This is a genomic window from Microbacterium sp. GW821-FHT01D02 (genome assembly GCF_059422585.1).
Genome location: NZ_JBWKXB010000003.1, coordinates 361,554 through 386,108, shown reverse-complemented (window position 1 = coordinate 386,108; position 24,555 = coordinate 361,554). Strand labels below are relative to the sequence as shown.

27 protein-coding genes and 4 tRNA genes are annotated in these 24,555 nt (G+C 70.1%); 20 read left to right on the top strand and 11 right to left on the bottom strand.

From position 1 onward, the window contains the following. Positions 1-26: 26 nt before the first annotated feature. From AC07VM_RS15395 to AC07VM_RS15370, 6 genes are all read left to right on the top strand, one after another. On the top strand, positions 27-440 hold the full coding sequence (locus AC07VM_RS15395; RefSeq protein ID WP_494912081.1) for a DoxX family protein: 414 nt from the start codon (positions 27-29) through the stop codon (positions 438-440). Between the two features lie 49 nt (positions 441-489). After that, the gene (locus tag AC07VM_RS15390; protein ID WP_494912080.1) at positions 490-1,845 is read left to right on the top strand and encodes a cryptochrome/photolyase family protein; all 1,356 of its coding nucleotides are present in this window, start codon (positions 490-492) and stop codon (positions 1,843-1,845) included. A 64-nt stretch (positions 1,846-1,909) separates the two neighbouring features. Further along, on the top strand, positions 1,910-2,515 hold the full coding sequence (locus AC07VM_RS15385; RefSeq protein ID WP_494912078.1) for a hypothetical protein: 606 nt from the start codon (positions 1,910-1,912) through the stop codon (positions 2,513-2,515). A 119-nt stretch (positions 2,516-2,634) separates the two neighbouring features. Continuing rightward, positions 2,635-3,249, top strand: a complete 615-nt coding sequence (locus AC07VM_RS15380; protein WP_494912077.1) for a copper resistance CopC family protein — start codon at positions 2,635-2,637, stop codon at positions 3,247-3,249. Between the two features lie 11 nt (positions 3,250-3,260). Continuing rightward, a complete protein-coding gene (locus tag AC07VM_RS15375) occupies positions 3,261-3,797 on the top strand; it encodes a copper chaperone PCu(A)C (RefSeq protein WP_494912076.1) in 537 nt (178 codons plus the stop codon). Continuing rightward, the gene (locus tag AC07VM_RS15370) at positions 3,797-5,023 is read left to right on the top strand and encodes a Dyp-type peroxidase (protein WP_494912074.1); all 1,227 of its coding nucleotides are present in this window, start codon (positions 3,797-3,799) and stop codon (positions 5,021-5,023) included. The genes AC07VM_RS15375 and AC07VM_RS15370 overlap by 1 nt, the downstream gene beginning before the upstream one ends. 26 nt (positions 5,024-5,049) lie before the next feature. On the opposite strand, the gene AC07VM_RS15365 is transcribed toward AC07VM_RS15370, so the two are convergent. The 4 genes from AC07VM_RS15365 to AC07VM_RS15350 all read right to left on the bottom strand — a co-directional run bounded on the left by AC07VM_RS15365 (position 5,050) and on the right by AC07VM_RS15350 (position 6,417). Continuing rightward, positions 5,050-5,982, bottom strand: coding sequence for a helix-turn-helix domain-containing protein (locus AC07VM_RS15365; RefSeq protein WP_494912072.1), 933 nt, complete (start codon positions 5,980-5,982; stop codon positions 5,050-5,052). Positions 5,983-6,120: 138 nt separating this feature from the next. Next, positions 6,121-6,192, bottom strand: a tRNA-Val gene (locus tag AC07VM_RS15360). Between the two features lie 27 nt (positions 6,193-6,219). Next, positions 6,220-6,290: transfer RNA gene (locus AC07VM_RS15355), tRNA-Cys, on the bottom strand. A gap of 54 nt (positions 6,291-6,344) precedes the next feature. Next, positions 6,345-6,417: transfer RNA gene (locus AC07VM_RS15350), tRNA-Gly, on the bottom strand. Positions 6,418-6,568: 151 nt separating this feature from the next. Between AC07VM_RS15350 and AC07VM_RS15345 the strand changes: the two genes are divergently transcribed. Both AC07VM_RS15345 and AC07VM_RS15340 read left to right on the top strand, forming a co-directional pair. Then, positions 6,569-6,644 (top strand) — tRNA-Val (locus tag AC07VM_RS15345). Between the two features lie 72 nt (positions 6,645-6,716). Next, the gene (locus AC07VM_RS15340; RefSeq protein ID WP_494912071.1) at positions 6,717-7,082 is read left to right on the top strand and encodes a hypothetical protein; all 366 of its coding nucleotides are present in this window, start codon (positions 6,717-6,719) and stop codon (positions 7,080-7,082) included. On the opposite strand, the gene AC07VM_RS15335 is transcribed toward AC07VM_RS15340, so the two are convergent. Then, a complete protein-coding gene (locus AC07VM_RS15335) occupies positions 7,043-7,525 on the bottom strand; it encodes a hypothetical protein (RefSeq protein ID WP_494912069.1) in 483 nt (160 codons plus the stop codon). The genes AC07VM_RS15340 and AC07VM_RS15335 overlap by 40 nt on opposite strands. An 84-nt stretch (positions 7,526-7,609) precedes the next feature. Then, positions 7,610-8,695 (bottom strand): PQQ-dependent sugar dehydrogenase, encoded by a 1,086-nt coding sequence (locus AC07VM_RS15330; protein WP_494912068.1) that lies wholly within the window; start codon positions 8,693-8,695, stop codon positions 7,610-7,612. Between the two features lie 114 nt (positions 8,696-8,809). On the opposite strand from AC07VM_RS15330, the gene AC07VM_RS15325 reads away from it, so the two are divergent. Then, positions 8,810-9,268, top strand: coding sequence for a GIY-YIG nuclease family protein (locus tag AC07VM_RS15325; RefSeq protein WP_494912066.1), 459 nt, complete (start codon positions 8,810-8,812; stop codon positions 9,266-9,268). Between the two features lie 58 nt (positions 9,269-9,326). Here AC07VM_RS15325 and AC07VM_RS15320 read toward each other — a convergent pair whose 3' ends face one another. After that, positions 9,327-9,713, bottom strand: a complete 387-nt coding sequence (locus AC07VM_RS15320) for an SPW repeat domain-containing protein (RefSeq protein WP_494912064.1) — start codon at positions 9,711-9,713, stop codon at positions 9,327-9,329. Positions 9,714-9,904: 191 nt separating this feature from the next. Between AC07VM_RS15320 and AC07VM_RS15315 the strand changes: the two genes are divergently transcribed. The 7 genes from AC07VM_RS15315 (at position 9,905) to AC07VM_RS15285 (ending at position 17,100) form a co-directional block, all read left to right on the top strand. Then, positions 9,905-10,966: an ABC transporter substrate-binding protein gene (locus tag AC07VM_RS15315; protein ID WP_494912063.1), complete on the top strand. Its 1,062-nt coding sequence runs from the start codon at positions 9,905-9,907 to the stop codon at positions 10,964-10,966. Then, positions 10,963-11,727: an ABC transporter ATP-binding protein gene (locus AC07VM_RS15310; RefSeq protein ID WP_494912062.1), complete on the top strand. Its 765-nt coding sequence runs from the start codon at positions 10,963-10,965 to the stop codon at positions 11,725-11,727. The genes AC07VM_RS15315 and AC07VM_RS15310 overlap by 4 nt, the downstream gene beginning before the upstream one ends. After that, positions 11,724-12,539, top strand: coding sequence for an ABC transporter permease (locus AC07VM_RS15305; protein WP_494912060.1), 816 nt, complete (start codon positions 11,724-11,726; stop codon positions 12,537-12,539). The genes AC07VM_RS15310 and AC07VM_RS15305 overlap by 4 nt, the downstream gene beginning before the upstream one ends. A 14-nt stretch (positions 12,540-12,553) precedes the next feature. After that, positions 12,554-13,528 carry an Ldh family oxidoreductase gene (locus AC07VM_RS15300; protein ID WP_494912058.1) on the top strand — a complete coding sequence of 325 codons (975 nt, stop codon included), beginning with the start codon at positions 12,554-12,556 and terminating at the stop codon, positions 13,526-13,528. Beyond that, positions 13,525-14,895, top strand: a complete 1,371-nt coding sequence (locus tag AC07VM_RS15295; RefSeq protein WP_494912056.1) for an acyl-CoA thioesterase/BAAT N-terminal domain-containing protein — start codon at positions 13,525-13,527, stop codon at positions 14,893-14,895. The genes AC07VM_RS15300 and AC07VM_RS15295 overlap by 4 nt, the downstream gene beginning before the upstream one ends. Positions 14,896-14,897: 2 nt before the next feature. Continuing rightward, a complete protein-coding gene (locus AC07VM_RS15290; protein ID WP_494912055.1) occupies positions 14,898-15,773 on the top strand; it encodes a DUF1684 domain-containing protein in 876 nt (291 codons plus the stop codon). 169 nt (positions 15,774-15,942) lie between these two features. Then, positions 15,943-17,100, top strand: a complete 1,158-nt coding sequence (locus AC07VM_RS15285) for an N-acetyltransferase DgcN family protein (protein ID WP_494912053.1) — start codon at positions 15,943-15,945, stop codon at positions 17,098-17,100. Here AC07VM_RS15285 and AC07VM_RS15280 read toward each other — a convergent pair. The 3 genes from AC07VM_RS15280 to zapE all read right to left on the bottom strand — a co-directional run bounded on the left by AC07VM_RS15280 (position 17,066) and on the right by zapE (position 20,111). After that, on the bottom strand, positions 17,066-17,680 hold the full coding sequence (locus AC07VM_RS15280; protein WP_494912052.1) for a type II toxin-antitoxin system PemK/MazF family toxin: 615 nt from the start codon (positions 17,678-17,680) through the stop codon (positions 17,066-17,068). The two genes, AC07VM_RS15285 and AC07VM_RS15280, sit on opposite strands and share 35 nt — an antisense overlap. 20 nt (positions 17,681-17,700) lie before the next feature. Continuing rightward, positions 17,701-18,939: an ammonium transporter gene (locus AC07VM_RS15275; RefSeq protein ID WP_267414664.1), complete on the bottom strand. Its 1,239-nt coding sequence runs from the start codon at positions 18,937-18,939 to the stop codon at positions 17,701-17,703. A gap of 134 nt (positions 18,940-19,073) precedes the next feature. After that, positions 19,074-20,111 (bottom strand): cell division protein ZapE, encoded by a 1,038-nt coding sequence (zapE, locus tag AC07VM_RS15270; RefSeq protein WP_494912051.1) that lies wholly within the window; start codon positions 20,109-20,111, stop codon positions 19,074-19,076. Positions 20,112-20,256: 145 nt separating this feature from the next. Between zapE and AC07VM_RS15265 the strand changes: the two genes are divergently transcribed. Both AC07VM_RS15265 and AC07VM_RS15260 read left to right on the top strand, forming a co-directional pair. Further along, positions 20,257-21,150: a sulfurtransferase gene (locus AC07VM_RS15265; protein ID WP_267414667.1), complete on the top strand. Its 894-nt coding sequence runs from the start codon at positions 20,257-20,259 to the stop codon at positions 21,148-21,150. A 19-nt stretch (positions 21,151-21,169) separates the two neighbouring features. Beyond that, positions 21,170-21,601 (top strand): SufE family protein, encoded by a 432-nt coding sequence (locus AC07VM_RS15260; protein WP_267414669.1) that lies wholly within the window; start codon positions 21,170-21,172, stop codon positions 21,599-21,601. Here the strand turns inward: AC07VM_RS15260 and AC07VM_RS15255 are convergent. Continuing rightward, complete coding sequence (locus AC07VM_RS15255) at positions 21,585-22,739, bottom strand: alpha/beta hydrolase family protein (protein ID WP_494912050.1); 1,155 nt, start codon at positions 22,737-22,739, stop codon at positions 21,585-21,587. The genes AC07VM_RS15260 and AC07VM_RS15255 overlap by 17 nt on opposite strands. 25 nt (positions 22,740-22,764) lie before the next feature. Here AC07VM_RS15255 and AC07VM_RS15250 point away from each other — a divergent pair, with 25 nt between their 5' ends. Further along, positions 22,765-23,346: a DUF3000 domain-containing protein gene (locus tag AC07VM_RS15250; RefSeq protein WP_267414671.1), complete on the top strand. Its 582-nt coding sequence runs from the start codon at positions 22,765-22,767 to the stop codon at positions 23,344-23,346. Beyond that, positions 23,339-24,532, top strand: a complete 1,194-nt coding sequence (locus tag AC07VM_RS15245; protein WP_494912048.1) for a ribonuclease D — start codon at positions 23,339-23,341, stop codon at positions 24,530-24,532. The genes AC07VM_RS15250 and AC07VM_RS15245 overlap by 8 nt, the downstream gene beginning before the upstream one ends. The last annotated feature ends 23 nt before the right edge of the window (positions 24,533-24,555 follow it).

Genomic DNA, 24,555 nt, shown 5'->3' with positions numbered 1-24,555 from the left:
CCGACGCGCACCTGTAGCGTGAGCGGATGAGCAGAGCAGTCGCCCGCTGGATCCTCGCCCTCGCCCTCGGCGCCATCGGCGTCACGCACTTCGTCAGCACCCGCGGGTTCCGCGTCGTGGTCCCCGACTGGGCCACCCGGATCACGCGGCTCGACAAGGATGCGATCGTGATCGCCTCGGGGGCGGCGGAGGTCGCGCTCGCCGTCGGACTCGTCGCGCTCCCTAGGGAACGGCGCAGGATCGGGTGGGCGACGGCCGCGTTCTTCGCCGCGGTGTTCCCCGGCAACGTGCACCAGTGGCGCACGCGGCGCTCGACTCCCGGACTCGACACCGACGCCCGACGGTTCGGTCGTCTCTTCCTGCAGCCGCTGCTCGTCGCGTGGGCGCTGTGGGCCACGGGCGATGAGGGCGGGCATCCCCGCCGCACGCGCCGGCGCTGATCTCAGCCCGTCTGCCGAAGGAGGGGCTCCGGTCAGCGAGAATGGGGCCATGGTCTCCCCCTCGCTCGTCTGGTTCCGAGACGATCTGCGTCTGGCGGACAACCCCGCCCTGCGCGCTGCGATCGATCGCGGCGAACCGGTCGTCGCGGTCTTCGTGCTCGACGAGGAGTCTCCGGGCTTCCGCCCGCTCGGTGGCGCGGCGCGATGGTGGCTGCATCATTCGCTGGAGTCCCTCGGGGGGCGACTGCGTGATCGAGGAGGTTTCCTGGTGCTGCGCCGCGGCCCCGCGGAACGCGTGGTGTCGGAGCTGGCCGACGAGATCGATGCCGGAGCCGTCTTCTGGAATCGCCGGTACGGCGGCCCCGAGCGGTCGGTGGATGCCGCCCTCAAGACCGCGCTGCGCGCCGACGGCATCGACGTCACCTCCTTCGCCGCCTCCCTGCTGCATGAGCCGTGGACCGTCACGACCGGCAGTGGCACCCACTACTCCGTGTTCACGCCGTTCTGGCGCGCCTGCGTCGCGCTTCCCGCTCCGCGGACGCCGCTCGCCGAGCCGCGCGACGTCGCCGGCGTCGACCATCCCCCGGCCTCCGATGCGCTCGACGACTGGGGCCTCCTGCCGACGTCTCCGGACTGGGCAGCAGGGCTCCGCGAGACCTGGGAGCCCGGGGAGCCCGCGGCCAGGCGCCGCCTCACGGAGTTCCTCGAGAACGACCTCCCCTCCTACGATCGTGCGCGCGACGAGCCCGCCGCCGGCGCGACCTCGCTGCTCTCGCCTCGGCTGCGGTGGGGGGAGCTCAGTCCGTTCACCGTGTGGCACGAGGCGGTCGGCGTCGAGGGCGCGGGCGGTTTCCTCTCCGAACTGGGATGGCGCGAGTTCGCCTGGCACACGCTCTACCACTCGCCCGACCTGGCGACCACGAACCTGCGCCACGAGTTCGACGCGTTCCCCTGGCCGCCCCTCGACCCCGCGCAGCTGGACGCCTGGCAGCACGGCGATACCGGGGTTCCACTCGTCGATGCCGGGATGCGCGAACTCTGGCACACGGGGTACATGCACAACCGCGTACGGATGGTCGTGGCCTCCTTCCTCGTGAAGAACCTGCTCATCGACTGGCGTCTCGGCGAAGAGTGGTTCTGGGACACACTCGTCGATGCCGACGAAGCGAACAACCCGTTCAACTGGCAGTGGGTGGCGGGCTCCGGTGCCGACGCCGCGCCCTACTTCCGCGTGTTCAACCCCGAGCTCCAGGCGAAGAAGTTCGACCCGCAGGGGCTTTACATCTCGCAGTGGGCCTCGGATGCGCCGACCGAGCCGATCGTCGACCTCGGTGAGACCCGCAAGGCCGCGCTCGCCGCGTACGACGTGGTCAAGCAGGCCCCGCGCGGTCCTCGCGGAGGCTGAGCGCCGGCGACGCCTCGGGCCCCGTGGAACGGGGCCGTGACGGACTCCATGCCAGACTGGTGCCGTGACCGAGTCCAGGAAGCCAGCCGTCGTCCGCGGCTTCGCCGCCTCGTCACTGGCCATCTTCGTCGCCCTCGCGGGGCACGTCTCCGGCGGCGGCCAGATGCCTGGCGCCCTCGGCATCCTCGTGCCGTGGATGTTCTCGTTCATGATCTGCGTGCTGCTGGCCGGCCGCAGGCTGTCACTGATCCGGCTCGGGCTCTCCGTCGCGATCAGCCAGTTCCTGTTCCACACCCTCTTCGTCCTCGGCACCATCACGCCCTCGGGCGTCTCCGCACCGCACGTGCACGGCGCACCGCTCGTGATCCCGGCGACGCCCGGCATCCCCGAGGCTGTCACCGCCGACGCGTCCATGTGGCTCGGGCACGGTCTCGCGGCCCTGCTGACGGTGGCGGCCCTCCATCGGGGCGAGCGCCTGATCCTGGCGGCGCGCGAGCTCGCGGTGCAATTGGTCCGTTGGGTGCGTCGCCGGGTCGATCTCGTGCTGGTGCTGCCGGTCCTCCGCGCGGTGCGCACTCCCCGCGGCCGCTTCGCGGTGGCCGCGGCCGATGACCTCCTGCTCCTCGCCACTCTTCGGGGCCGAGCCCCACCTCTCACCGCTGCGATCTGATCCGCACCCGGGGCCGATTCGCGGACCCGTGGTGCGTCCCGCCGCGCGCGTCCGCTGCGCGCGGTTCTGAACGCACGCATGCACGTCGCACGCGCGACGTCTGATGAGAGGCCATTCCCATGTCCCCTGTCCGCAGGATCGCGGCCGGGCTGGTGCTGGCGACGGTCGCGACCTTCGCGATCGCCACGCCGGCGTCCGCCCACGACCAGCTGATCTCCAGCACGCCCGCTGCCGATGAACGGCTGGCGACCCCGCCCGAGAGCATCGCGATGACGTTCTCCGGCGAACTCCTGGTCCTCGACGCGTCTCTGACCGGGGCCGTCGTCCTCGTCGTCGACGCGTCGGGCGAGGACTGGGTCGCCGGCGACGTCACGGTGGACGGGCGCACCGTCACCGCCCCGCTCGCACCGGGGATGCCGGTCGCCGGGTATCAGGTGCGGTGGCAGGTCGTGTCGGAAGACGGCCATCCGATCGCCGGGGTCATCCCCTTCACGGTCGGCGACGCCGATCCGATGGAGACGGCGACGACCGGTGGCGGAGTGGACGCTCCCCCGGAACCGTCAGAGCAACCGGATCAGAACGCAGGATCAGGCGGCACCGTGAGGGTGCTGCTCATCGGCGCGGGCGGAGCGGCTGTCGCCGTCCTCGCGCTCGTGCTCGTTCGTTTCCTTCGCCGTCCCCGGACGGCAGCCGCACCGCCGGAGACCGGCGGTTCCGCGGCAGATGACCTGTGAAAGGCACCATTGTGAACACCACCACCAGAACCCTTCCCCGCCTCGCGGCCGTGATCGCGGTCTCCGTGCTCGCCCTGACCGGCTGCGCCCCCGAGAACGCGCCGGTCAAGACCGAGACCGTCCCGGCGGGCGAGGTCGTGACGATCGACGACGCCTGGGTGAAGTCCGCCGACGAGGGCATGTCCGCCGCTTTCGGGAGCCTCGTCAACTCGGGCGAAGATGACGTGACCGTCGTCTCGGTCGCGTCGGAGGCCTCCCCCATGCTCGAACTCCACGAGACGGTCGAGAACGAAGCCGGGGAGATGGTGATGCGCGAGATCGAGGGCGGCTTCGTCATCCCCGCCGGAGGCAAGCTCGCCCTGGAGCCCGGCGCGAATCACATCATGATGATGGATCTGACCGGCCCGCTCGCCGCCGGCAGCGACGTCACCTTCACGCTCACGTTCGCCGACGACTCGACCTACGAGTTCTCCGCCCCCGTCAAGGACTATTCCGGGGCGAACGAGAACTACGAGGGCGGCGAAGAGCACGAGGGCATGGATCACTGATGACGGCGCCCGCTGAGGGCGCCCGTTCCCGCCGCGCCGGGTCGACCCGGCGGCAGTTCCTCCTCGGAGGAGCTGTCGCCGGTGTCGGCGCGGTCGCGGCCGTGGGAGCGGACATCGCCCTGAACCGTCCGGACACCGATACCGGTCCCGCCGCCGCGCCGATGAACGGCGATGAGACCGTGCCGTTCTTCGGCGTGCATCAGGCCGGCATCGACACGGCCGCCCAGGCGCACGGCGTCTTCGTCGGCCTCGATCTCCACGATGACGTCGACCGCGAGGCGCTCACCCGCCTCCTGCGCATCCTGACGGATGATGCCGCTCGTCTGACGCAGGGGCTTCCGGCGCTCGCCGACTCGGAACCGGAGCTCGCGCTCTCCCCCGCTCGCCTCACGGTCACCTTCGGCTTGGGTCCGGGGCTCGTGCAGCGTGCGGAGGGCGTGGCACCCGCGTGGCTCGCGCCTCTTCCCGCATTCGGGGTGGATCGGCTGCGCCCCGAGTTCTCCGACGGCGATCTCCTGCTGCAGATCGCCGGTGACGATCCGCTCACGGTCGCCCACGCGACGCGCATGTTGTTGAAGGACGCCCGCGGCTTCGCGAGCATCCGATGGACCCAGCAGGGTTTCCGGCGGGCGTACGGAACCGAGCGGCCGGGGACGACGATGCGCAACCTGTTCGGGCAGGTCGACGGCACGACCAACCCCCAGCCGGGGACAGCGGACTTCGATCGGGTCGTCTGGACGGACCGGGGGTGGCTCACCGGCGGCACCGGCGCGGTGATCCGACGGATCCGCATGGACCTCGACAAGTGGGATCGGCTGGACCGCAGCGGACGCGATGCCTCGGTGGGAAGGACGCTGTCGAACGGCGCCCCGCTCACCGGGAGCGAGGAGTTCGACGAGCCGGACTTCGACGCCACCACGGCGATCGGCTTTCCGGTGATCCCGCCGTTCGCACACATCCGGCGAGCTCGCGGTGAGGGGCGGGAGCGCATCTTCCGACGCGCGTACAACTACGACGAACGCCCGGCCGGCGGCGACGTCTCGGAGTCGGGGTTGATCTTCGTCTCGTTCCAGGCCGATATCGAGCGTCAGTTCGTTCCGATGCAGCGACGGCTCGATGAGCTCGATCTGCTCAACGAGTGGACGGTGCCGATCGGCTCCGCCGTGTTCGCGATCCCGCCCGGATGCGCGGAGGGAGGCTTCGTCGGCGACACACTGCTCACGTGACGAGGCGGTGGTCGACCCCGCCGTGATCACTCCGTCGGGAGCGCCGGCTCCGGGAAGGGCATGACCCGACGCCGGTGCTCCAGCGGCGAGCGTCCGAAGCGCCGGCGGAAGGCCCGGGTGAGTGCCGTCCTGTCGCCGTACCCGTGGTCGTGCGCGAGGGCGTCCAGCGACGGCAGGGCTGCTCGCGCGCTCAGCCGCCGGGCGACGGCGGTGAGTCGCGCGTCGCGGAGGGCGGCGATCGGGCTGGTGCCGATCGCGCGGAACTCGCGGTGCAGGGTCCGGGGGCTGGTGCCGAGTCCTGCCGCCATCGAGTCGAGATCGAGCTCCGGATCCGCGAGATGGTCTTCGAGATACAGCAGGGCCGCGGTGAGGACCGGGGATCGTGTCGCCTGCACCTGTCGTGCTTGCGTGATGTTGAGTGCGACCTGGGTGAGGAGCGCGACCACGAGGTTCTCGAGCTCCTGGTCGCGAGCGGCGTCCGGTTCCTCATCGTCCGGCGCATCGATGAGCGCGTCGATCGCGGTCCAGATCGTGGCGTTGACCAGGGAGGGCGGCGACGGGGTGTCGATCGCGGCGAGGAGGTCGGCGATCGAGGTCGGGGCGAACAGCCGGAGGGGGACGAGCACCTGCGACAACTCGCCGTCCTCGATGACGAAGTCGTAGGGGCGCGTGGAGAGCATCAGGACGCATTCGCCCGCCGCCACGGTGTAGGTCTGTCCGCTGAACGCCACGTTCAGCGCGCCGCTGATCGCGCGGTAGAACGCGATCAACGGGGTGTCGGAGCGCTGAGGCGGCGTCGACCTCAACCGGATGGTCCCCATCGTGGCCCGTTCGGCCACGAGTTCGCCGTACCGGCGCTTGTGCTGACGCCCCCGGAAGGCGGCGGGATCCGGGGCGGACGCCTTCGCCCTCCCGATCAGCCGGTGGACATCAGCCACGCCGACGTCGATGCTCCCCATGCCCATCCCCCTCGTAGACCGACATCTGAGAGTCAGTATGCCCGCACGGCAGGGATCCGGAACAGATCGCAGGGAACTCGAGAAGCGGAAGGACCCCCGAGTACGCAAAAACCCCCGGGAGAACCGGGGGTTTGTCTGTGCGCGATACTGGGATCGAACCAGTGACCTCTTCCGTGTCAGGGAAGCGCGCTACCGCTGCGCCAATCGCGCCCGTTGGGGCTATTCAGTTTTCCCGTGAGGTGGCGACGGGATTCGAACCCGTGTAAACGGCTTTGCAGGCCGGTGCCTAGCCGCTCGGCCACGCCACCGTGTGGATTGACCCCACGTGCAGATGATCTTCCGAAGAAGACCTTCTCCACTCGAGCGGATGACGAGACTCGAACTCGCGACCCCAACCTTGGCAAGGTTGTGCGCTACCAACTGCGCTACATCCGCATTTTGTTCCCGGTTGTCCCGGGCACTCATGAAACATTAGCCGAAGATCTGCCCTCTGCCAAACCGGTAGCGAATCTCGCGCGTGTCTCCCCGAGTGGTCCTCACAGCCTCCGAGCGTCCGGTAGTATCGGTTGACGTACCCCACGGGTATGGGCGATTGGCGCAGTTGGTAGCGCGCTTCCTTCACACGGAAGAGGTCATCGGTTCGAGTCCGGTATCGCCCACCACAAGCCCCCGATCCTTCGGGGGCTTTCCTGTTCTCCGGGCGCCCTGACCCCGCTCACGCTAACGTCGGTGGCATGACGTCGACTGTCGAGAGCACGCCCGTCGCCGCCCGGCTTCCCTTCCCTCGGGTGCTGATCATCACCGCGACGTTGCTCGCGGGCGGAACGATCGCGATGATCTGGATCGCCGCGGTCCCCTGGGGGCCGCTCGTCTGCCCCGCGGTCTACCCCTCGCCTCCGAACTGCCAGGAGTCCCAGAGAATCGGCAGCGGCCTCGTCGCTTCGGTCTGCGTGAGCGTCGTGTACCTCGCGACGTTCCTCACGGCGCTCCGCCGCACACCCGCGAGCAGAGCGATGTCCGTCGTCGGCCTCATCGCGCTGGTGCTCGCTCCTGTCGTCTCCTACCTGAGCGTCGCGTGGGCGCCCGGCTTCACGGTCTGACCCCGCACGACCTCGTCCGACCGGTCACGGAGCAGCACGCCGACGGCGACCAGCACGCCCGCCACCACGAACGCGGTCGCCTGCGTGTATCCGGTCCCCGGCGGCACATCCCAGTGCCCACCGGCGAATTCGAGCCACAGCAGGTACTCGGTCAGCGCGTTCATGACGAGCACGACCACGAGGGCCGACACCGCGAGCGTCCGCTGTCGGCCGCGTACCGACGCCAGGAGCGCCCCGACGCAGAGCGCCAGGCAGAGCAGCCAGAGCATCTGGAGCGTGGCGAGATGTCCGGGCTGATCCATCGCCCGAAGACAGGGGTCGAGGGTCTGATCCGCCGCGCACGGTGACCACGCCGCACGGGTCGCGGTGATGCCCAGCGCTCCCGCCGTGAGCAGACCGACGGCGCACACCGCGGCGACCAACGTGCGAAAACCGGTCATCATCGTCCCCATCCCCCGCTGCCCCACAGCATGCCCTCACGGTACGCGAGCGGATCGCGTCCCGCCATCCCTCCGTTTCGGCGCGCGTCATCCCACGGGCACGTGCACCACGCGATCGTCCCCCGCCCTCGGGCTGCCCCGCCCATCGGTGTTGTTCGTCAGCACCCACAGCGCACCGTCCGGGGCGACGACGACGTCACGGAGCCTCCCGAGTTCCCCGACGAAGTGCTCCGCCGAGGTGCCGAGATCGTCCAGGGGAACCTCGCGCAGCCGCTCCCCCCGCAGGTTCGCGATGAAGATCGCCCCCGCGGTGATGGCGATGCCGCTCGGACTCGCCGCTTCGGGCGCCCACTGCTGCACCGGATCGATGAAGCCGTCGCGATCCGCGATGCCCTCCACGTCCGGCCACCCGTAGTTCCCACCGGCTTCGATCACGTTCAGCTCGTCCCAGGTGTCCTGTCCGAACTCGCTCGCATACATCGTGCCGTCGTCCGCCCACGCCAGGCCCTGCGGGTTCCGGTGACCGAGGCTGTAGACGGGCGAGCCCGCGAAGGGATTGTCATCCGGCACCGTCCCGTCCGGTGTGACACGGAGGATCTTGCCCGACAACGCGCGCGGGTCCTGAGCGCTCTCCCGATCCCCCGCATCGCCGACCGTCACGTACAGCATCCCGTCGGGACCGAAGGCGATCCGCCCGCCGTTGTGGTTGGTCGCGGACGCGAGGCCGGACAGGATCGTCTCCGGCTCACCGAGCTCCAGCGAGCCGGGCTTCCCGGACAGGGCGAATCGCTGCACGCGGTTCTCGTCCGCCGCCGTGGAGTATGCGTACAGCCAGTCACCGAAGACCGCGATGCCCAGCAGACCGCCCTCTCCCCGCGCCTCGACGCCGTCGATCACTCCGACCTCGCGCAGGTCGCCCGTGTCGGAGATCTCGACGATGCGCGCGCTGTCGCGCTCGCTGAGCACGGCCGTCCCGTCATGGAAAGCGATCGACCACGGCGCGGCGAGATCCTCGACGATGACGGTCTCCTGCCCCGGCGCGATCGCTCCGGAGTCCGCCGGAAGCGTGGACGCGGACGGCGCCGGTGAGGCCGGAGCGCAGGCCACCAACAGGGCGGTCGCCGCGCAGGCCGCGAGGCAGGCACCGACACGGAGCCGCTCCGTCCTGGCCATCCCCACTCCCTTCGACCCACTCACTCCGACACTAGGCGCGCCGTCACCCGCACAGAAGGGCTCCGCACCGATTCCCCGCCGAGCCGTGTCCGAAGGGGCGCGTAGTCTGCCGCGGTGCCGACCATCGACTCGCTCCCCGGTCCCTGCGCGCTCTGCGGTGGAGCGCGGGGCGCCCGCAGCGACGGAGCCTGGTTCTGCGAGGACTGCGGCTGGCGATACGGCGACGCCCCCGATCCGGATCTGCCGCTCCCCCGCGTCGACGTCGTCTACTACCTCCGCTACGACCGCCGGGTGAAGATCGGCACGTCCAGACGGCCTCGTCAACGGCTCGCGAGCATCATGCACGACGAGCTGCTCGCGTTCGAGCGGGGAGGACGGGCGGTCGAACAGCAGCGGCATCGGGAGTTCGCGGCCATCCGTGAAGGCGGCGAGTGGTTCACCCTCACCGACGAGCTCCGCACCCACATCGCCGACCTCCGACGCGTCGGCGATCCCTGGCAGCTCTACGCCCGCTGGCTGAGCCGGGCGCTCCGGGGCGACGACGAGCCTCCGGCGGACGCCCCGGAGGCATGACGACGCCGGACGACCGCTTCGGGAAGCGCAGTCGCCCGGCATCGCGTCTCGCGTGGGATCACACCGTCGCGGCACGACCTCGGGTGGTCGCCGGCTGGGGCTGCGAGAACAGCACGACGACGATGACGGCGACACCGACGACGACGTGCGGGAGCCAGACGTTGAGAGCCTCGCCCGCGAAGCCGAAGATCCACGGCGAGAGCGCGAGGAACAGGCTGGCGACGATGTCGAACACGAGGTGCACGGGCATCGGGATGAAGCCGAAGGGGCCCCATTCGTACTTCGTGAACAGGCTGTAGACGATCAGTCCGACGCCGAGGACGATCGGGATGATGACGGCCGCTCCGCCCACGCTAGCGAATCCGAACAGCCAGGGTGCGGCGATCAGCGCGATGCCGACGATGTAGTCGAGGACTCCGTGGACCTTGGTGGGGATGAAACGCATGATTCCTCCTTGTGTGGCGCCGCTGAACGCGACTCACCACTGGTTCGACGCCCTCCACGGATCGGATTGCGCCGGGTTCCGGCGTCGGTGACGGAATGTGACGCCGCCGCGATCTGGGCCGCCGACGGAATCGATAGATTCATGAGCATGTGCTTCCCGTGCACATCACCCGAACCCCCTGGAGCAAGATCATGACCTCTCGTCGCCGTGCCCTCGCGGGCGCCGCTCTCGTCCTCACCAGTGCGCTGCTGGTGACCGCATGCAGCTCGTCCGGATCGGGCGATGCGGCGACGGAGACCGCCGCGGACGCTCCCAAGATCACCTTCCTCTACTCCCCGTACGCCGACTACGCGCCGTTCTTCCTCGCCGAGGAGAAGGGCTACTTCGAAGAGGCCGGACTCGACGTGGAGCTCGTCGCCAAGGGCGGCAGCTCCGGCGAGACGTACCAGCAGGTCAGCACCGGCAACATCACCGCGGGCGGGGCCACGTGGGGTGCCGGCCTGTTCAACGCCACCAAGGCCGGCGCGTCGATCTCCGTGATCGCCAGCGTCTCGCGCATCCCGGAGTCGGGCCCGAACCCGTCGCCGCTGATCGCCTCGGATGCGTCCGACGTCACCGACGCCGCCGACCTGAAGGGCAAGAAGATCGGCATCCCCGGCGACGGCGGCTTCGGCATCTACTCCGTCGACCTCGCCCTCGAGTCGGTCGGGCTGAGCGTCGACGACGTCGAGCTCGTCAACCTGAGCCCCGGCGACATCCCCGCAGCGCTCGCGAACGGCTCGGTGGACGCGAGCTGGTCGATCGAGCCCATCTCGTCGGCCGTCATCTCCCAGGGCATCGCCCATGAGCTGCTCCCGATCGACTACCAGGCCGGCGTGGAGCTCGGCGCGATGGTCTTCAACACCGAGTACGTCGACAAGCACCCGGCTGCCGTCACGGCGTTCACGGCCGCGTACCTGAAGGCCGTCAAGGAGCTCGACGACGGCGGCTGGGACGACCCCGCCACGCAGGAGATCATCGCGGAGTACACGGATCTGCCGGTCGAGACGCTGACCTCGATCGCCCTCACCACCCAGGACCCGAGCGGTGCGATCGACTGGAAGGACGTCGCCCGCCAGGAGCAGTTCTTCCGCGACCGTGACGCCCTCGAGTTCGACGGCGACTCCGGCATCAAGGACATCTACCGCGAAGACATCCTGAAGGACGCGATCGCGCTGCAGGAGAGCGGCGACCTGGCCTCCTCGGCGAAATGAGCGGGCTCACCGTCCAGGGCCTCTGGAAGGCGTACCCGAACGCCGATCGCAAGGACGAGCTGCTGGTCGCGCTCCAGGACATCGACCTGGAGATCGCCGACAACGAGTTCGTGTGCGTGCTCGGGCCCTCGGGCTGCGGCAAGAGCACCCTGCTGCGCCTGGCCGCCGGCCTCGAGAAGCCGAGTCTGGGCACGATCGAGACCTCCAGCCGCCCGTCCGTCGTCTTCCAGGAGCACGGCGTCTTCCCGTGGCTGACCGTCGCGCAGAACATCGGATACCCGCTCAAGCTGCGCGGTCTCTCCCGGACGCAGCGGACGGAGCGGGTGGATCAGCTGCTCGACCTCGTCGGTCTTTCGGACTTCGGCGGGTACTACCCCGCGCAGATCTCCGGCGGTATGCGCCAGCGCACCTCCGTCGCCCGCGCGCTCGCGGACGACGGAGACCTGCTGCTGATGGACGAGCCGTTCGGCGCCCTCGACGAGCAGACGAGGGTCACGCTCCAGCAGGAGCTGCTCGAGATCTGGGAGCGCACCTCGAAAGCCGTCATGTTCATCACGCACAGCGTCGACGAGGCGCTGATGCTCGCCGACCGCGTCGTCGTGATGTCGCACCGCCCCGGACGGATCATCGACGACATCGAGGTCCCCTTCGGCCGGCCCCGCGACATCGCCGGGCTGCGGCGCGATACGCGATACGGCGAGATCACGGCACGACTGTGGTCGCTGCTCGAGAACGCGAGCGAACAGGAGCTGGCCTCATGACCACGATCGCCGACCCGGAGATCGAGGCGCAGCTCAAGGAGGCCGTGAAGGCGGAGCGCGGCTCCGTCTGGGTCCGACGCCTCGGCCCCTACACGCCCCTGCTCATCCTCCTCGTCTGGGAGATCGCGAGCCGGACCGGCATCCTCGACGCCCGGTTCTTCCCGGCACCGACCTCGATCATCGAGACGTTCTTCGAGCTCCTCGTCTCCGGAGTGCTGCTGGAGAACATCGGGATCACGCTGTCCCGCATCGCGATCGGCTTCGTGCTGGGGGCGATCCCCGGCATCGTCCTCGGCATCCTGCTCGGGTCCGTGCGCACGCTCCGGCTGCTGCTCGACCCGATCTTCTCGGCCCTGCTCCCGGTGCCGAAGGTCGCGATCTTCCCGCTGCTGCTGCTGATCTTCGGCCTGGGCGAGACGAGCAAGTACGTCATCGTCGCGATCGGCGTGTTCTTCTACCTGCTCTTCAACACGCTCGGCGGAGTCATGCAGACCCCGCCGCTGCTGAACGACGTGGCGAACGCGAACGGGGCGACGCGCCTCCAGCGCTGGATGACCGTCTCGTTCCCGTACGCGCTCCCGTCGATCTTCACCGGCATCAAGCTCGCCACCGGCGGCGCCTTCGTGATCATCGCGGCATCCGAGTTCGTCGGTGCGAACAGCGGTCTCGGGTACATGATCTGGAGTTCCTGGGGCACGTTCGCGGTGTCGAAGATGTACGTCGGCATCGTCACGATCTCGGTGCTGGGCTACGGAGCGACCGCGTTGTGGGCCCTCCTGGAGCGCCGCGTCGTGCCGTGGGTCAAGTACTGAGCGGAGCAGGCACCATGAACGTGGACGCACAGGAGACCCTCGCCGACCTGCGTCGGGTGCTGCAGACGGCTGTCCCCGGCGGCGAACCGGACGACGTCGCCCTCGCGGCGTTCTGGCTGCTCCAGGCCGAGCAGCTGGGCCTGCCGGAGTTCGGCATCCGGATGCTGGCGCGCGATCTCGCGCGTCTCGGCGGCACCCCCGTCGCCCGCACTCCCCCGGGCGATGACGGCGCCGCGATCGGCTCGGTCGACGCGACCGGTGCGCCGGGGGTCGTGGCCCTCGCCTCGGCCGTCCGACGCGCATCGGAGGCCGTCGCCACGAACGGTCTGGCGATCATCGGGATCCGCGGCGCCGGGGCCCTCGGCATCCTCGGTCTCGCCGCGCGCTCGCTCGCAGCGGAGGGCGTGGTCGCGCTCGTCGCGGCGCAGTCGCCGGCCGCGGTCGCCCCGTGGGGCGCACACGCGGCCGCGATCGGCACGAACCCGCTCGCTGTGGGCGCGCCCCGGGCCGACGGTGCTCCCCTGGTCGTGGACTACGCGACCTCCGCGCTCACCCTCGCCGCGGTCCGCGAGGCCGCGGCCGCCGGTGGGTCCCTCCCCGACGGCAGCGCCATCGACGCGGAGGGCGCGCCCACGACCGACCCGGCAGCCGTCGCCGCACTCCTGCCGACCGGACTCGTGGGCTCCCTCACCGGTCTGGTGGTCGAGCTCCTCGCGGGTGTCGCCGTGGGCGGCCGCGTCACCGATCCCGAGGCACCGAGCACCCGGGGTGCGGTCGTCATCGCGTTCGATCCCGCTCGCGCAGGAGCCGTCGACGCCGCGTCCGCCGCGGCCGAGCTGGATCGGGACTGGCGTGCGGCCGGAGGGCATCTCCCCGCACGCTTCGACGTCCTGACCGCGGACCCTGCCGATCTGCCGTCCACGATCGACATCCCGGTGGACGCCCTCGACTGGCTGCGAGAGCGCGGAGAAGGGGCGGCGGGGCGGTGAGCACCTTCCGCCTCTCGGTGGCCCCGCCGATCGGACCGCTGTGGGAACGGCGTTCGATCGTCGTCCGAGGCGCCCTGCCCGGATCGCTCGTCACGGTGCGCGCCGTCACCGCGAGAGACGGTGGCGACTGGGCCGCGCAGGCGACGTTCCTCGCCGACCGCGACGGCCTCGTCGACCTCGCGGCGCAGGCCCCCGTCTCGGGCGACTATCGGGTGGCCGACGCGATGGGGCTGTTCTGGTCGCAGCGCCGCGAGCCGGGAACGACCGGCTCCGCCGAGCCCGCGGATGTCGAACGCCCGATCCTCACCATGCTCACCGCCTGGAGCGAGCCGGGCACCGGTCACCTCGACGTCCCCGGGGCGGGCGCTCCGTCGACGACGGACACCGTCCAGGTCACGCAGTGGTTGCGCGGGGACGGTGTCGAGCGGACGGAGATCCGCGCGGACGGCCTCGTCGGCACCCTGTTCCGCCCCGCGCACGAGGGACCGCACCCCACCGTGATCGTGCTCAACGGCTCCGGCGGAGGGATCAACGAGGCCCGCGCCGCGCAATATGCGTCGCGGGGCATACAGGCTCTGGCGCTGGGGTACTTCCGGGCCCCGGGCCTGCCCGATCACATCTCCCGTACCCCGCTCGAGTACTTCGAGCGGGCGCTCCGCTTCGCCTCATCGACGCTCGATCCGAAGGGCGGCCTCCCCCTTGTGAGCGGTCAGTCCCGCGGCGGCGAGCTGTCGCTGCTGCTGGCCGCGACCTACCCGGAGCTCGTCCTCGGCGTCGCGCCGTTCGTCCCGGGCGCCTTCACCTTCGGTGCCCAGGGCGCCGCCGATCCCGCCGAGGGCTGGAACGGACCGACCTGGACGCGGGGTGGCGAGCCGCTCGAACATCTCTGGCATGACAACGCCGGCGTCACGTGGCAGCCGTGGAACGACGAGCCTCCGCCCACCCGGCACCGCGACGTGTACGTCGACGGCCTGCACGACCGCGAGCTCGCGCGCGCCTCCCGCATCCCGGTCGAGCGGTTCCGCGGAGCCGTGGCCTGCGTGTCCGGTCTCGACGATCGCGCCTGGCCGTCGAGCATGGCGTCGCGCATCGTGCTCGACACGCTGGAGCGCCACGGGCACACCGCCGAGCGCCTGCACCTCGACTACGAGGAGGCGGGCCACGGGATCGCACTCCCCCACCTGCCCAGCACCGACATCGAACGCGTGCACCCCGTCTCGGGCGTGCACTATTCGAACGGCGGCACGCCCCGGGGCAACGCCGTCGCCGGCGCGGACTCGTTCGAACGGGTCTGCGCGTTCATCCACCGCACCGCCGACGCCGCCGCGGCCGCCGACGCGGACCACTCCCACGAAGAAGGACGGTAGTCATGCCCGCGAACGAGCACTTGGAAGGTCAGTGGCGGGAATGGCGTCATGCCCGCGTCGCGGAGCTCACCCGCCCCTACGGCTGGACCGCCCTCGTCGCCCAGCACTGGCTGCGTGAGGGCGAGAGCGGCCTCGTCCTGGAGGGTCTGCCCGGCACCTGGGGCGTCGCGGACGGCAAGGTCCTCTACACGCCGCCCGCCGATGGCCCGAACCTCGTCGTCGACGGCGAGTACCCCACCGCCCCTGTCGAGATCGTGCCCGGTCGCAACCAGACCTACGGCCATGGCAAGAGCGTGCCAGTGTACTTCGGGGGGAGCGAGGTGGAGACCATCCCGCGCACGACCGACGACGGAGACCGCATCTTCGCGGTGCGTGTGCGCGACCCCCGCGAGTCCGACCGCAAGGACTTCTCCGGCCTGTCCGCCTACGACTACGACCCGGCCTGGCGCCTCCCCGCCCGCTTCACCCCCGCGGTGCGCGAGGACGTCGAGCAGGTCACGGTCGAGACGGGAGTCCGTGAGACCACCGCACGTATCGGCACCCTCGCCTTCGAGCACGCCGGGCGCACCTACGAGCTCGCGCTGATCGGCAAGGATGCGGCGTACGGCGTGCAGCCCGTCGCCCACATCCGCGACCTGACGAGCGGGCAGACGACATACGGCGCCGGACGCGTCGTCGAGCTGCAGTTCGCCGACGAGACCGGTGAGCGGATCGACCACATCGACTTCAACTACCTGACCGCCCTCCCCTGCGCGTTCACGAACTTCGTCACCTGCCCGCTCCCTCCGAGCCAGAACCATCTGGACTTCGAGGTGCTCGCCGGGGAGAAGAAGCCCGACGTCGACATCGACCGGGTGCTCACCTTCCAGAGCACCTGATCCGCTCCGGACCGGGCCGCACCGCACTCGCGGCCCGGTCCCAGGCAGCACTGCTACGGTGAGCATGCCGGCATCTCGCCGGCATCAGGGAAGACTTCTCGTCGACCAACGGGCCCTCATCGGTCATTTCGTTCTCCGTCGCCTCCTCTGTGTGAGCCCGAGGAGCGTCATGCCCACCCCGTCAGTCCCCTCTTCCATCGACCCCGCGCACGCCTGGGCCGCCCCCGTCGATCTGCCGGCCGGCACCACGGCGATCGTCTACTGCGAGGGCCAGTTCGGCGAGCAGGACGGCAAGACCGCGAACGGGCTCGTCCGTCACTCGGAGAAGTACGAGATCCTCAGCGTCATCGACAGCACGCATGCGGGCGCCGACGCCGGATCGCTCCTGGACGGCACCGCGAACGGGATCCCCGTCCTCGACGGCCTCCCCACCGCCATCGCCCACGCGGGCCGGGTGCCCGACTACCTGATCTGCGGTGTGGCGCCGGCCGACGGCCTGCTCTCCGCCGACCAGCGCACGGTGCTGCTCGACGGCATCGCCCGCGGGATGCACATCATCAACGGCCTGCACGAGTTCCTCACCGACGATGCCGAGTTCGTGGCCGCGGCCCTCCTCGCCGAGGTGACGATCACCGACATCCGTCGCCCCCGTGACAAGAAGGACCTCCACCTGTTCTCCGGCCGCATCTTCGACGTGACGTGCCCGCGCATCACGATCCTCGGCACCGACGGCGCGATCGGCAAGCGCACGACGGCGACGATCCTCGTGCGCGCGCTCAACGAGCGGGGCATCCACGCAGTCATGGTCGGCACCGGACAGACCACCATCATCCAGGGCGGCCGCTACGGCGTCGCACTCGACGCCCTCGTGCCGCAGTTCTGCTCCGGCGAGGTCGAGAACCAGGTCGTCGCCGCTTTCGAGGGCGAGGATCCGGACGTGATCATCGTCGAGGGCCAGGGCGCGCTCAGCCACCCGGCCTACATCACCTCGGCGCACATCCTCCGCGGCAGTCAGCCCGCCGGCGTCATCGTGCAGCACGCCCCCGGACGCACCGTCCTGGGCGACTTCCCGATGGTCGCGATGCCCACGGTCACCAGCGAGATCACACTCATCGAAGCCTTCGCCGACACCCGGGTGATCGGAGTGACGGTCAACCACGAGAACCTCACGACCCCCGAGCTCGCCGCCGCGATCGACGAGATCGAGCTCGACACCGGACTCCCGGCCACCGACCCGCTGACGCGGCCGCTGTCCGAGCTGGTGGACATGGTGCTCCGGGCGTTCCCGACGCTCAGCCCGCAGCGGTCCACCCGTAGCGCCGCGTGAGCGCCGCACCCACCCGGTCGTAACGACGCCGGTCGAGGACTGCGGCCTCGCGGCGCAGCCCTCGCTCGTGCACGCTGTACAGCTGCTCGACGTCGACCCAGGACTCACGCCCCTGCGAGTCCCACGCGCCGCTGCCGATCGACAGGTAGTCCCGGTCGCCCTGGTGCGCCTTGCTGGTCATGCGCACCGCGTAGACGCGCTCCGCGGACTGCCGCGCGATCACGAGCACCGGGCGGTCCTTGCCTCGGCCGTCGTTCTCCTCGTAGGGCACCCAGGTCCAGACGATCTCGCCGGCGTCGGGCGCACCGTCCCGCTCAGGTGCGTAGGCGACCTGCAGACCCTCGATCCGGTCCGGGTCGATCCGGACGGTCTCGGTGCCGTGCACCCGCCCCTGATCGCGGCCGGAGGGGACAGAGCCGGAGGGGACCGAGCCGGAGGGGACGGGGACGGATCGCTCCTGCGAGGTCCGCAGACGCGCGTCCGGGCGCCTCGGACCTGAGGTCCGAGACGCCCGGACGGAGCCCACTGCCTTGAGCAGGATCTCCGCGAGTGCTGTCAGGATGCCGTTGGTCTTGCTCACACGGTCACCCTAACCGCAGATCATGCGTCGATGAGTGCGTAGCCCTCCTCGCCGTGGACGACCTGGTCGACACCGGCGATCTCGTCCTCGTTCGTGATGCGGAATCCGATCGTCTTCTGGATCGCGAAGCCGATGATGAAGGCGACGACGAAGGAGTAGATCAGCACGCCGAGTGCGGCGATCAGCTGGACCGCGAGCTGGCGGGCGTCGCCGCCGACGAACAGGCCGGTGCCGGTGGCGAAGAATCCGAGGTACAGGGTTCCGATCAGGCCGCCGACGAGGTGGATGCCGACCACGTCGAGCGAGTCGTCGAAGCCGAGGCGGAACTTCAGCTCGACGGCGAGGGCGCAGACGATACCGGCGACGGCACCGAGCAGCAGAGACCAGCCGGGCGTGAGGTTGGCGCAGGCCGGGGTGATCGCGACGAGGCCGGCGACGGCACCGGATGCGGCGCCGACAGACGTGGCCTTGCCGTCCTTGATGCGCTCGATGAGGATCCAGCCGAGGATGGCCGCGGCCGTGGCACCGAGCGTGTTCAGACCGATGAGCCCGACGCCGCCCATGTCCTCCGCGAGCCACTCCGCACCGGCGTTGAACCCGAACCAGCCGAACCACAGCAGAGCCGCGCCGAGCAGGGTGAGCGGCACGTTGTGCGGCTTCAGGATGCCCTTCTGGAAGCCGATGCGCTTGCCGAGGACCAGCGCCAGAGCCAGGGCCGCAGCACCGGCGTTGATGTGCACCGCGGTTCCACCGGCGTAGTCGATCACGCCGATGCCGCTGTCCTCGCCGAAGAGCGTGGTGCCGAGGTTCATGATCCATCCGCCGCCCCAGACCCAGGCTGCGACCGGGAAGTACCCGACGGTGGCGAAGATGCCCGCGAAGATCAGCCAGCTGCCGAACTTGGCCCGGTCGGCGATGGCCCCCGAGATCAGGGCGACCGTGATGATCGCGAAGGTCGCGCCGTACGCGACACCGAGGAGCGCGACGTTCGATCCCTCACCGGACGCCAGGCTGGAGAGCCCGAAGTCGGCGAACGGGTTGCCTGCGAAGGCGGTCGGACTGTCGACGGCGCTCATCGAGAAGCCGTAGAGAATCCACAGCACGGCGACAAGACCGATGGAGCCGAAGCTCATCATCATCATGCTGACGACGCTCTTCGCCTTGACGAGACCGCCGTAGAAGAAGGCGACGCCGGGCGTCATGAGCAGCACCAGCGCTGTCGCGGTGATGGCCCACGAGATGTTGCCGGGAGCATCCATAGGAAAACCTCACATCCGAAGTAATTGAGAGCTTCAGTGTGACGACGCGCCGTTTCGCGCATGCGTGTGGTTTGTTTCCCCGTGGTTACAGGACTGCTCCGGGCGTGAACATCGCGTTACGCGGGCCTGCGGGCTTACGCAGAATGCGTCAGCGCGTTGAGACGGGAGATGGCGCGCAGGTACTTCTTGCGGTAGCCGCCGGCCAGCATCTCGTCGGAGAACACCGAGTCCAGGCCGAGTCCGGTCGCGAGGATCGGGATCTGCGCGTCGTACACCCGGTCGACGAACGCCACGAAGCGCAGCGCCTCGGACTGGTCGGTGAGCTGGCGCACATCGCGGAGCCCGACGCTGCCGATCCCGTCGATGAGTCGGATGTACCGCGACGGGTGCACCTGCGCGAGGTGGCGGATCAGATCGTCGAAGCGGTCGTCGGACGCGGCCCCTGCGGCGCCGGCCTTCTCGACCGCCGCGCCGTAGGAGTCCTCGTCGAGGACGACCGCGTGCCCGTCGAGCGCGCGCTGCCGGAAGTCGACGCCGTCGATGCGCAGCGTCTGGAAGCTGTCCGACATGGCGTGGATCTCGCGGAGGAAGTCCTGCGCGGCGAAGCGCCCCTCACCGAGAGCGTTCGGCGGGGTGTTCGAGGTCGCGGCGAGGCGGGTGCCGGTCGGCACGAGCTCCCCCAGCAGGCGGGTCATGACCATCGTGTCGCCCGGGTCGTCGAGCTCGAACTCGTCGATGCACAGCAGATCGGCGCCCTTGAGCAGGTCGACCGTGTTCTTGTAGCCGAGTGCGCCGACGAGCGCCGTGTACTCGATGAACGAGCCGAAGTACTTCCGGCGGGCGGGCATCGCGTGGTAGATCGACGCGAGCAGGTGGGTCTTGCCGACGCCGAATCCGCCGTCCAGGTAGACGCCCGGCTTGAGCTCCGGCTCCTTCTTGGCCCGACTGAACAGACCGCCGCGCTTCGCGGGGGTGCCGCGCCCGGCGAAGCGCATCAGCGTCTCCTTCGCCTCCTCCTGCGAGGGGTAGGCCGGGTCGGCGCGGTAGCTGTCGAAGGTCGCGGTGTCGAACTGCGGCGGCGGCACCAGGCTCGCCAGCATCTCGGGTCCGCTGACGGTCGGCTGACGCTCGGTGAGGTGCACGATTCCCGTGCGGCTGGTCGGGTCGGTCATCACGGTCCTGAATCAGGTGCTCACCTGTGTCGAAGTCTTACGAATCGGGCGCAGGGTGCTCGGCGGGGATCTATCGTCGAAGGGACGGATCAACACTACGCCGTCTGCAGCAGCACCCTCGTCCGCTCAACGCTTCGGAGACCCCATGGCCATCGAGTTCGATTCCTCCTCCCCCAAGTTCGCCGAGTACGCCGAACCGGGCCGCCTCGTCACCACCGAGTGGCTCGCCGAACGACTGGGAGCACCGGGGCTCGTGGTCGTCGAATCCGATGAGGACGTGCTGCTCTACGAGACCGGCCACATCCCCGGCGCCGTGAAGGTCGACTGGCACACCGAGCTCAACGACCCGGTGGTGCGCGACTACGTCGACGGCGAGGGCTTCGCCGAGCTGCTCAGCCGCAAGGGCATCGAACGCTCGGACACGGTCGTCATCTACGGCGACAAGAACAACTGGTGGGCTGCCTACGCGCTCTGGGTGTTCTCGCTCTTCGGCCACGAGGACGTCCGTCTGCTCGACGGCGGTCGCGACCGCTGGATCGCCGAGGGCCGCGAGCTCACGCGCGAGGCGACGAACCGTCCCGCGACCGAGTACCCCGTCGTCGAGCGCGACGACTCGATCATCCGCGCCTACAAGGAGGACGTGCTCGCGCACATCGGCAACCCGCTGATCGACGTCCGCTCCCCCGAGGAGTACAGCGGTGAGCGCACCACGGCCCCCGCGTACCCCGAGGAGGGCACGCTGCGTGCCGGCCACATCCCGACCGCGCAGAGCGTTCCGTGGGCGAAGGCCGTCGCCGAGGACGGCGGCTTCCGCAGCCGTGCCGAGCTCGACGCGATCTACCGCGACGGAGCCGGACTCCGCGACGGGGACGACGTCGTCGCCTACTGCCGCATCGGTGAGCGCTCGAGCCACACCTGGTTCGTGCTCAAGCACCTCCTCGGCTTCGAGAACGTGCGCAACTACGACGGTTCGTGGACCGAGTGGGGCAGCGCCGTGCGCGTGCCGATCGTCACCGGCTCCGAGCCGGGCACCGTCTGAGCATGTGACAATGACAGGGATGAGCACGAGCGACGTTCCTGACACCCTGGCCGAGATCCGCGACGGCTTCCTGGAGACCCCGGAGGCCGATCGGCTCCTGCTGCTGCTCGAGTTCTCCGACGAGCTTCCGGACGTCTCCGACGAGGTCGCCGCGCACCCGGAGGCGTACGAGCGCGTCGCGGAGTGCCAGTCGCCCGTCTACATCCATGTCGAGGTCGACGACGGCATCGTGACGATGCACGCGACCGCCCCGCCCGAGGCTCCGACGACCCGCGGGTTCGCGAGCATCCTGGTCCAGGGCCTCACCGGGCTCACGGCGGACGAGGTGCTCGCGATCCCGAACGACTATCCGCAGTCGATCGGTCTCACCAAGGCGGTGTCGCCCCTGCGCATCGGAGGCATGACCGGGATGCTGATGCGGGCGAAGAACCAGGTCAGGCAGAAGCGCTGAAGCCCTGCTCCTGCAGCCACTCGGTGATCGCGGTGCTCCAGCCCGTCTCGTCGTAGTTCCACAGCTTGGTGTGCCGCGCGACGGTGAACTTCGGCATCGTGACGAGATCCGGCCGCGCCTCCTGCAGCGCATGGGAGGAGTCCGCGGGCACGAACCCGTCGTCGTCGCTGTGCAGGATGAGGATCGGTGCGGTCAGCTCGTCGGCACGGGCGACCATGTCGAGACGGTCGAACGGGATGGGCTCGTCGGCACCGCTGAGACGCGCGGTGAGCGGTCGCTGCAGCGCCCCCATGGCGAGTTCCGGCAGCGGTGCACGCACGCCGGCCAGACGCGCCTGGAAGCGCAGGACCGTGCGCCAGTCGACGACGGGCGATTCCAGGATGATCCCGGCGATGCGATCACGATGCCCCGAGCTGACGGCGGCCTGCAGCGACACCGCGCCGCCCATCGACCAGCCCATGAGGATGACCCGTTCGGCGCCGTGACGGAGGGCGTAGGCGATCGCGGAGTCGACGTCGCGCCACTCCGACGCCCCGAGCGAATAGGCACCGGCCCTCGTCCGCGGCGCCTCCCCGTCGTTGCGGTAGGACACGACGAGGGTGGGCAGTCCGGCGGCGTGCAGCACCGGCACCGCGCGCAGGCACTCCGCGCGGGTCGCGCCGCGGCCGTGCACCTGGATGACCCAGGTGGAGGACGACGCCGGGAAGTACCAGGCGGGGCAGGGACCGGCCGGCGAGCCGATCAGCACGTTCTCCCACCGCAGGTGCAGCTCGCTCGGCGAGGAGTAGTAGTACCCGCTGAACGAGGCTGCGCGATCGACGCGTGAGCCGGGCTCGATCTGCGTCAGGAGCTTGCGGCGCACGCGGGCGCCGTCCGCACTGAGCACGGCGCCGAGCTTGACGTAGCCGTACGTCCCGGTCGTGAAGAGTCCGTACCGGCCCGGAAGCTCGGTGTCGAGAGAGCGCTGCAGCTCGATGGTCTGGGCGCCCGTGTCGACGGCCAGGATCTCGGTGTCGGTGGGCCGACGCATGGGCGTGACGACGCGTCGCGCGACGGCGAACACCACGAGAGCGAACGCTGCTCCGAAAGCGAGCAGGGCAGGGACAAGGAGCGTAACGGCGTGCCTGAGACTCTTCATCGCTTCCTGACTCTAGCCTGTTGCCGTGACCGCACACCCCGAGGCCGGGACGCCCTTCGACAGCGCCGTGGCCGAACTGCGTGAGACCGCGTTCCGTGACGACATCACGGTGCGTGAGATCACGACCCCGCAGGGCCTCGCTCCGTTCGCCGTCGCCCTCGCCGCGGACGTGCGCCCCGACGGCGACGGGGACTCCGTGTACGGCACCGGGCGCTTCGTCCTCCTGCACGATCCGGATGCGCCCGACGCCTGGGGCGGCGCATGGCGCATCGTGCTCTTCGCCCAGGCGCCCCTGGAGACGGAGATCGGCACCGACCCCCTCCTGGCGGACGTGACGTGGTCGTGGCTGGTCGACGCGCTGGACTCCCGGAACGCGATCTACCACTCCGCTTCGGGCACCTCGACGAAGACGCTGTCCAAGGGATTCGGCGGTCTCGCCGTCGAGGGCGACGGCGCCCAGATAGAATTGCGGGCGTCCTGGACTCCGGAGGGCCCGTTCCGACCGCACGTCGAAGCATGGGCCGAGCTGGTCGGAATGCTGGCGGGACTTCCGCCCGGCTCCGAGGGCATCGCCGTGATCGGCGCGCGAAAGGCTGTACGTGACTGAATACTCCGTGATCTCGGATGCTGAGGAGTTCCGCGCGGCCTGCGCCGTGCTCGCCGGGGGCACCGGCCCCGTCGCCGTCGACGTGGAGCGCGCGTCCGGCTTCCGCTACTCCCAGCGCGCCTACCTCGTGCAGGTGTTCCGCCGCGACGCCGGCGTCTTCCTCTTCGACCCCCCGGCGATCGGTGACTTCGCGCCGCTCCAGGACGCGATCGGCGATGTCGAGTGGGTGCTCCACGCCGCGAGTCAGGACCTCCCGTCCCTGCGCGAGCTGCACCTCGAGCCGCCGGTGATCTTCGACACCGAGCTCGCGTCCCGCCTGCTCGGCCACGAGCGGGTCGGACTCGGCGCCGTCGTCGAGGACACCCTCGGCATCACGCTCAAGAAGGAGCACTCCGCGTCGGACTGGTCGACGCGTCCGCTGCCGGACTCGTGGCTCGAGTACGCCGCACTCGACGTGCTCCACCTCATCGACGTCCGCGACATCCTCGTGGACGAGCTGGAGGAGCAGGGCAAGACCGCCTTCGCGGCCGAGGAGTTCGCGGCCACGCTCGCCCGCGCGCCCAAGCCCCCGCGGGAGGATCCGTGGCGTCGGCTGAGCGGGCTGCACCAGGTGCGCGGGGCACGCAACCTCGCCGTCGCCCGCTCGCTGTGGCAGGCGCGCGAGGCCTACGCCCGCGACCAGGACGTCTCGCCCGGGCGTCTCGTCCCCGACCGCTCCCTGGTGGCCGCGGTCATGGCGAACCCGACGTCGAAGCAGGCGCTGGCCGGCATCAAGGAGTTCCAGGGCCGCGCGAGCCGCACGCAGCTCGACCGCTGGTGGCAGGCGATCGTCGACGGCCGCGCCGCCGAGGAGCTTCCGCGCGAACGCGTCCCCAGCGACACGCTTCCTCCGCCCCGCGCCTGGGCCGACCGGAACCCCGAGGCGGATGCACGACTGAAGGCGGCCCGTCCCGTGGTCGAGGCCGTCGCCGAGGAACTGGGCATGCCGACCGAGAACCTCCTCACTCCCGAGTACCTCCGTCGCGTCGCCTGGGATCTGCCGGGCGAGACGCCGGAGGACATCGCCGCCGCGCTTGCCGCGCTGGGTGCTCGTCCCTGGCAGATTGCACAGACCGCACAGAAGATCGCGGCCGCCTTTGTAGAGGCGGCGCAATCGCCCGACACCACCCCCGCACCCGCTTCGTAGGTTCGATCCAACCGATTCCTCCC

Coding starts and splice junctions, on each gene's coding strand:
- AC07VM_RS15330 (WP_494912068.1), bottom strand. CDS start 8,695: ATGGCCAGGACGGAGCGGCTCCGTGTCGGTGCCTGCCTCGCGGCCTGC.
- AC07VM_RS15290 (WP_494912055.1), top strand. CDS start 14,898: ATGCCCGCGAACGAGCACTTGGAAGGTCAGTGGCGGGAATGGCGTCAT.
- zapE (WP_494912051.1), bottom strand. CDS start 20,111: ATGACCGACCCGACCAGCCGCACGGGAATCGTGCACCTCACCGAGCGT.
- AC07VM_RS15335 (WP_494912069.1), bottom strand. CDS start 7,525: ATGATGACCGGTTTTCGCACGTTGGTCGCCGCGGTGTGCGCCGTCGGT.
- AC07VM_RS15365 (WP_494912072.1), bottom strand. CDS start 5,982: ATGGGGAGCATCGACGTCGGCGTGGCTGATGTCCACCGGCTGATCGGG.
- AC07VM_RS15305 (WP_494912060.1), top strand. CDS start 11,724: ATGACCACGATCGCCGACCCGGAGATCGAGGCGCAGCTCAAGGAGGCC.
- AC07VM_RS15315 (WP_494912063.1), top strand. CDS start 9,905: ATGACCTCTCGTCGCCGTGCCCTCGCGGGCGCCGCTCTCGTCCTCACC.
- AC07VM_RS15370 (WP_494912074.1), top strand. CDS start 3,797: ATGACGGCGCCCGCTGAGGGCGCCCGTTCCCGCCGCGCCGGGTCGACC.
- AC07VM_RS15260 (WP_267414669.1), top strand. CDS start 21,170: ATGAGCACGAGCGACGTTCCTGACACCCTGGCCGAGATCCGCGACGGC.
- AC07VM_RS15320 (WP_494912064.1), bottom strand. CDS start 9,713: ATGCGTTTCATCCCCACCAAGGTCCACGGAGTCCTCGACTACATCGTC.
- AC07VM_RS15310 (WP_494912062.1), top strand. CDS start 10,963: ATGAGCGGGCTCACCGTCCAGGGCCTCTGGAAGGCGTACCCGAACGCC.
- AC07VM_RS15265 (WP_267414667.1), top strand. CDS start 20,257: ATGGCCATCGAGTTCGATTCCTCCTCCCCCAAGTTCGCCGAGTACGCC.
- AC07VM_RS15300 (WP_494912058.1), top strand. CDS start 12,554: ATGAACGTGGACGCACAGGAGACCCTCGCCGACCTGCGTCGGGTGCTG.
- AC07VM_RS15380 (WP_494912077.1), top strand. CDS start 2,635: ATGTCCCCTGTCCGCAGGATCGCGGCCGGGCTGGTGCTGGCGACGGTC.
- AC07VM_RS15285 (WP_494912053.1), top strand. CDS start 15,943: ATGCCCACCCCGTCAGTCCCCTCTTCCATCGACCCCGCGCACGCCTGG.
- AC07VM_RS15395 (WP_494912081.1), top strand. CDS start 27: ATGAGCAGAGCAGTCGCCCGCTGGATCCTCGCCCTCGCCCTCGGCGCC.
- AC07VM_RS15255 (WP_494912050.1), bottom strand. CDS start 22,739: ATGAAGAGTCTCAGGCACGCCGTTACGCTCCTTGTCCCTGCCCTGCTC.
- AC07VM_RS15340 (WP_494912071.1), top strand. CDS start 6,717: ATGACGTCGACTGTCGAGAGCACGCCCGTCGCCGCCCGGCTTCCCTTC.
- AC07VM_RS15390 (WP_494912080.1), top strand. CDS start 490: ATGGTCTCCCCCTCGCTCGTCTGGTTCCGAGACGATCTGCGTCTGGCG.
- AC07VM_RS15275 (WP_267414664.1), bottom strand. CDS start 18,939: ATGGATGCTCCCGGCAACATCTCGTGGGCCATCACCGCGACAGCGCTG.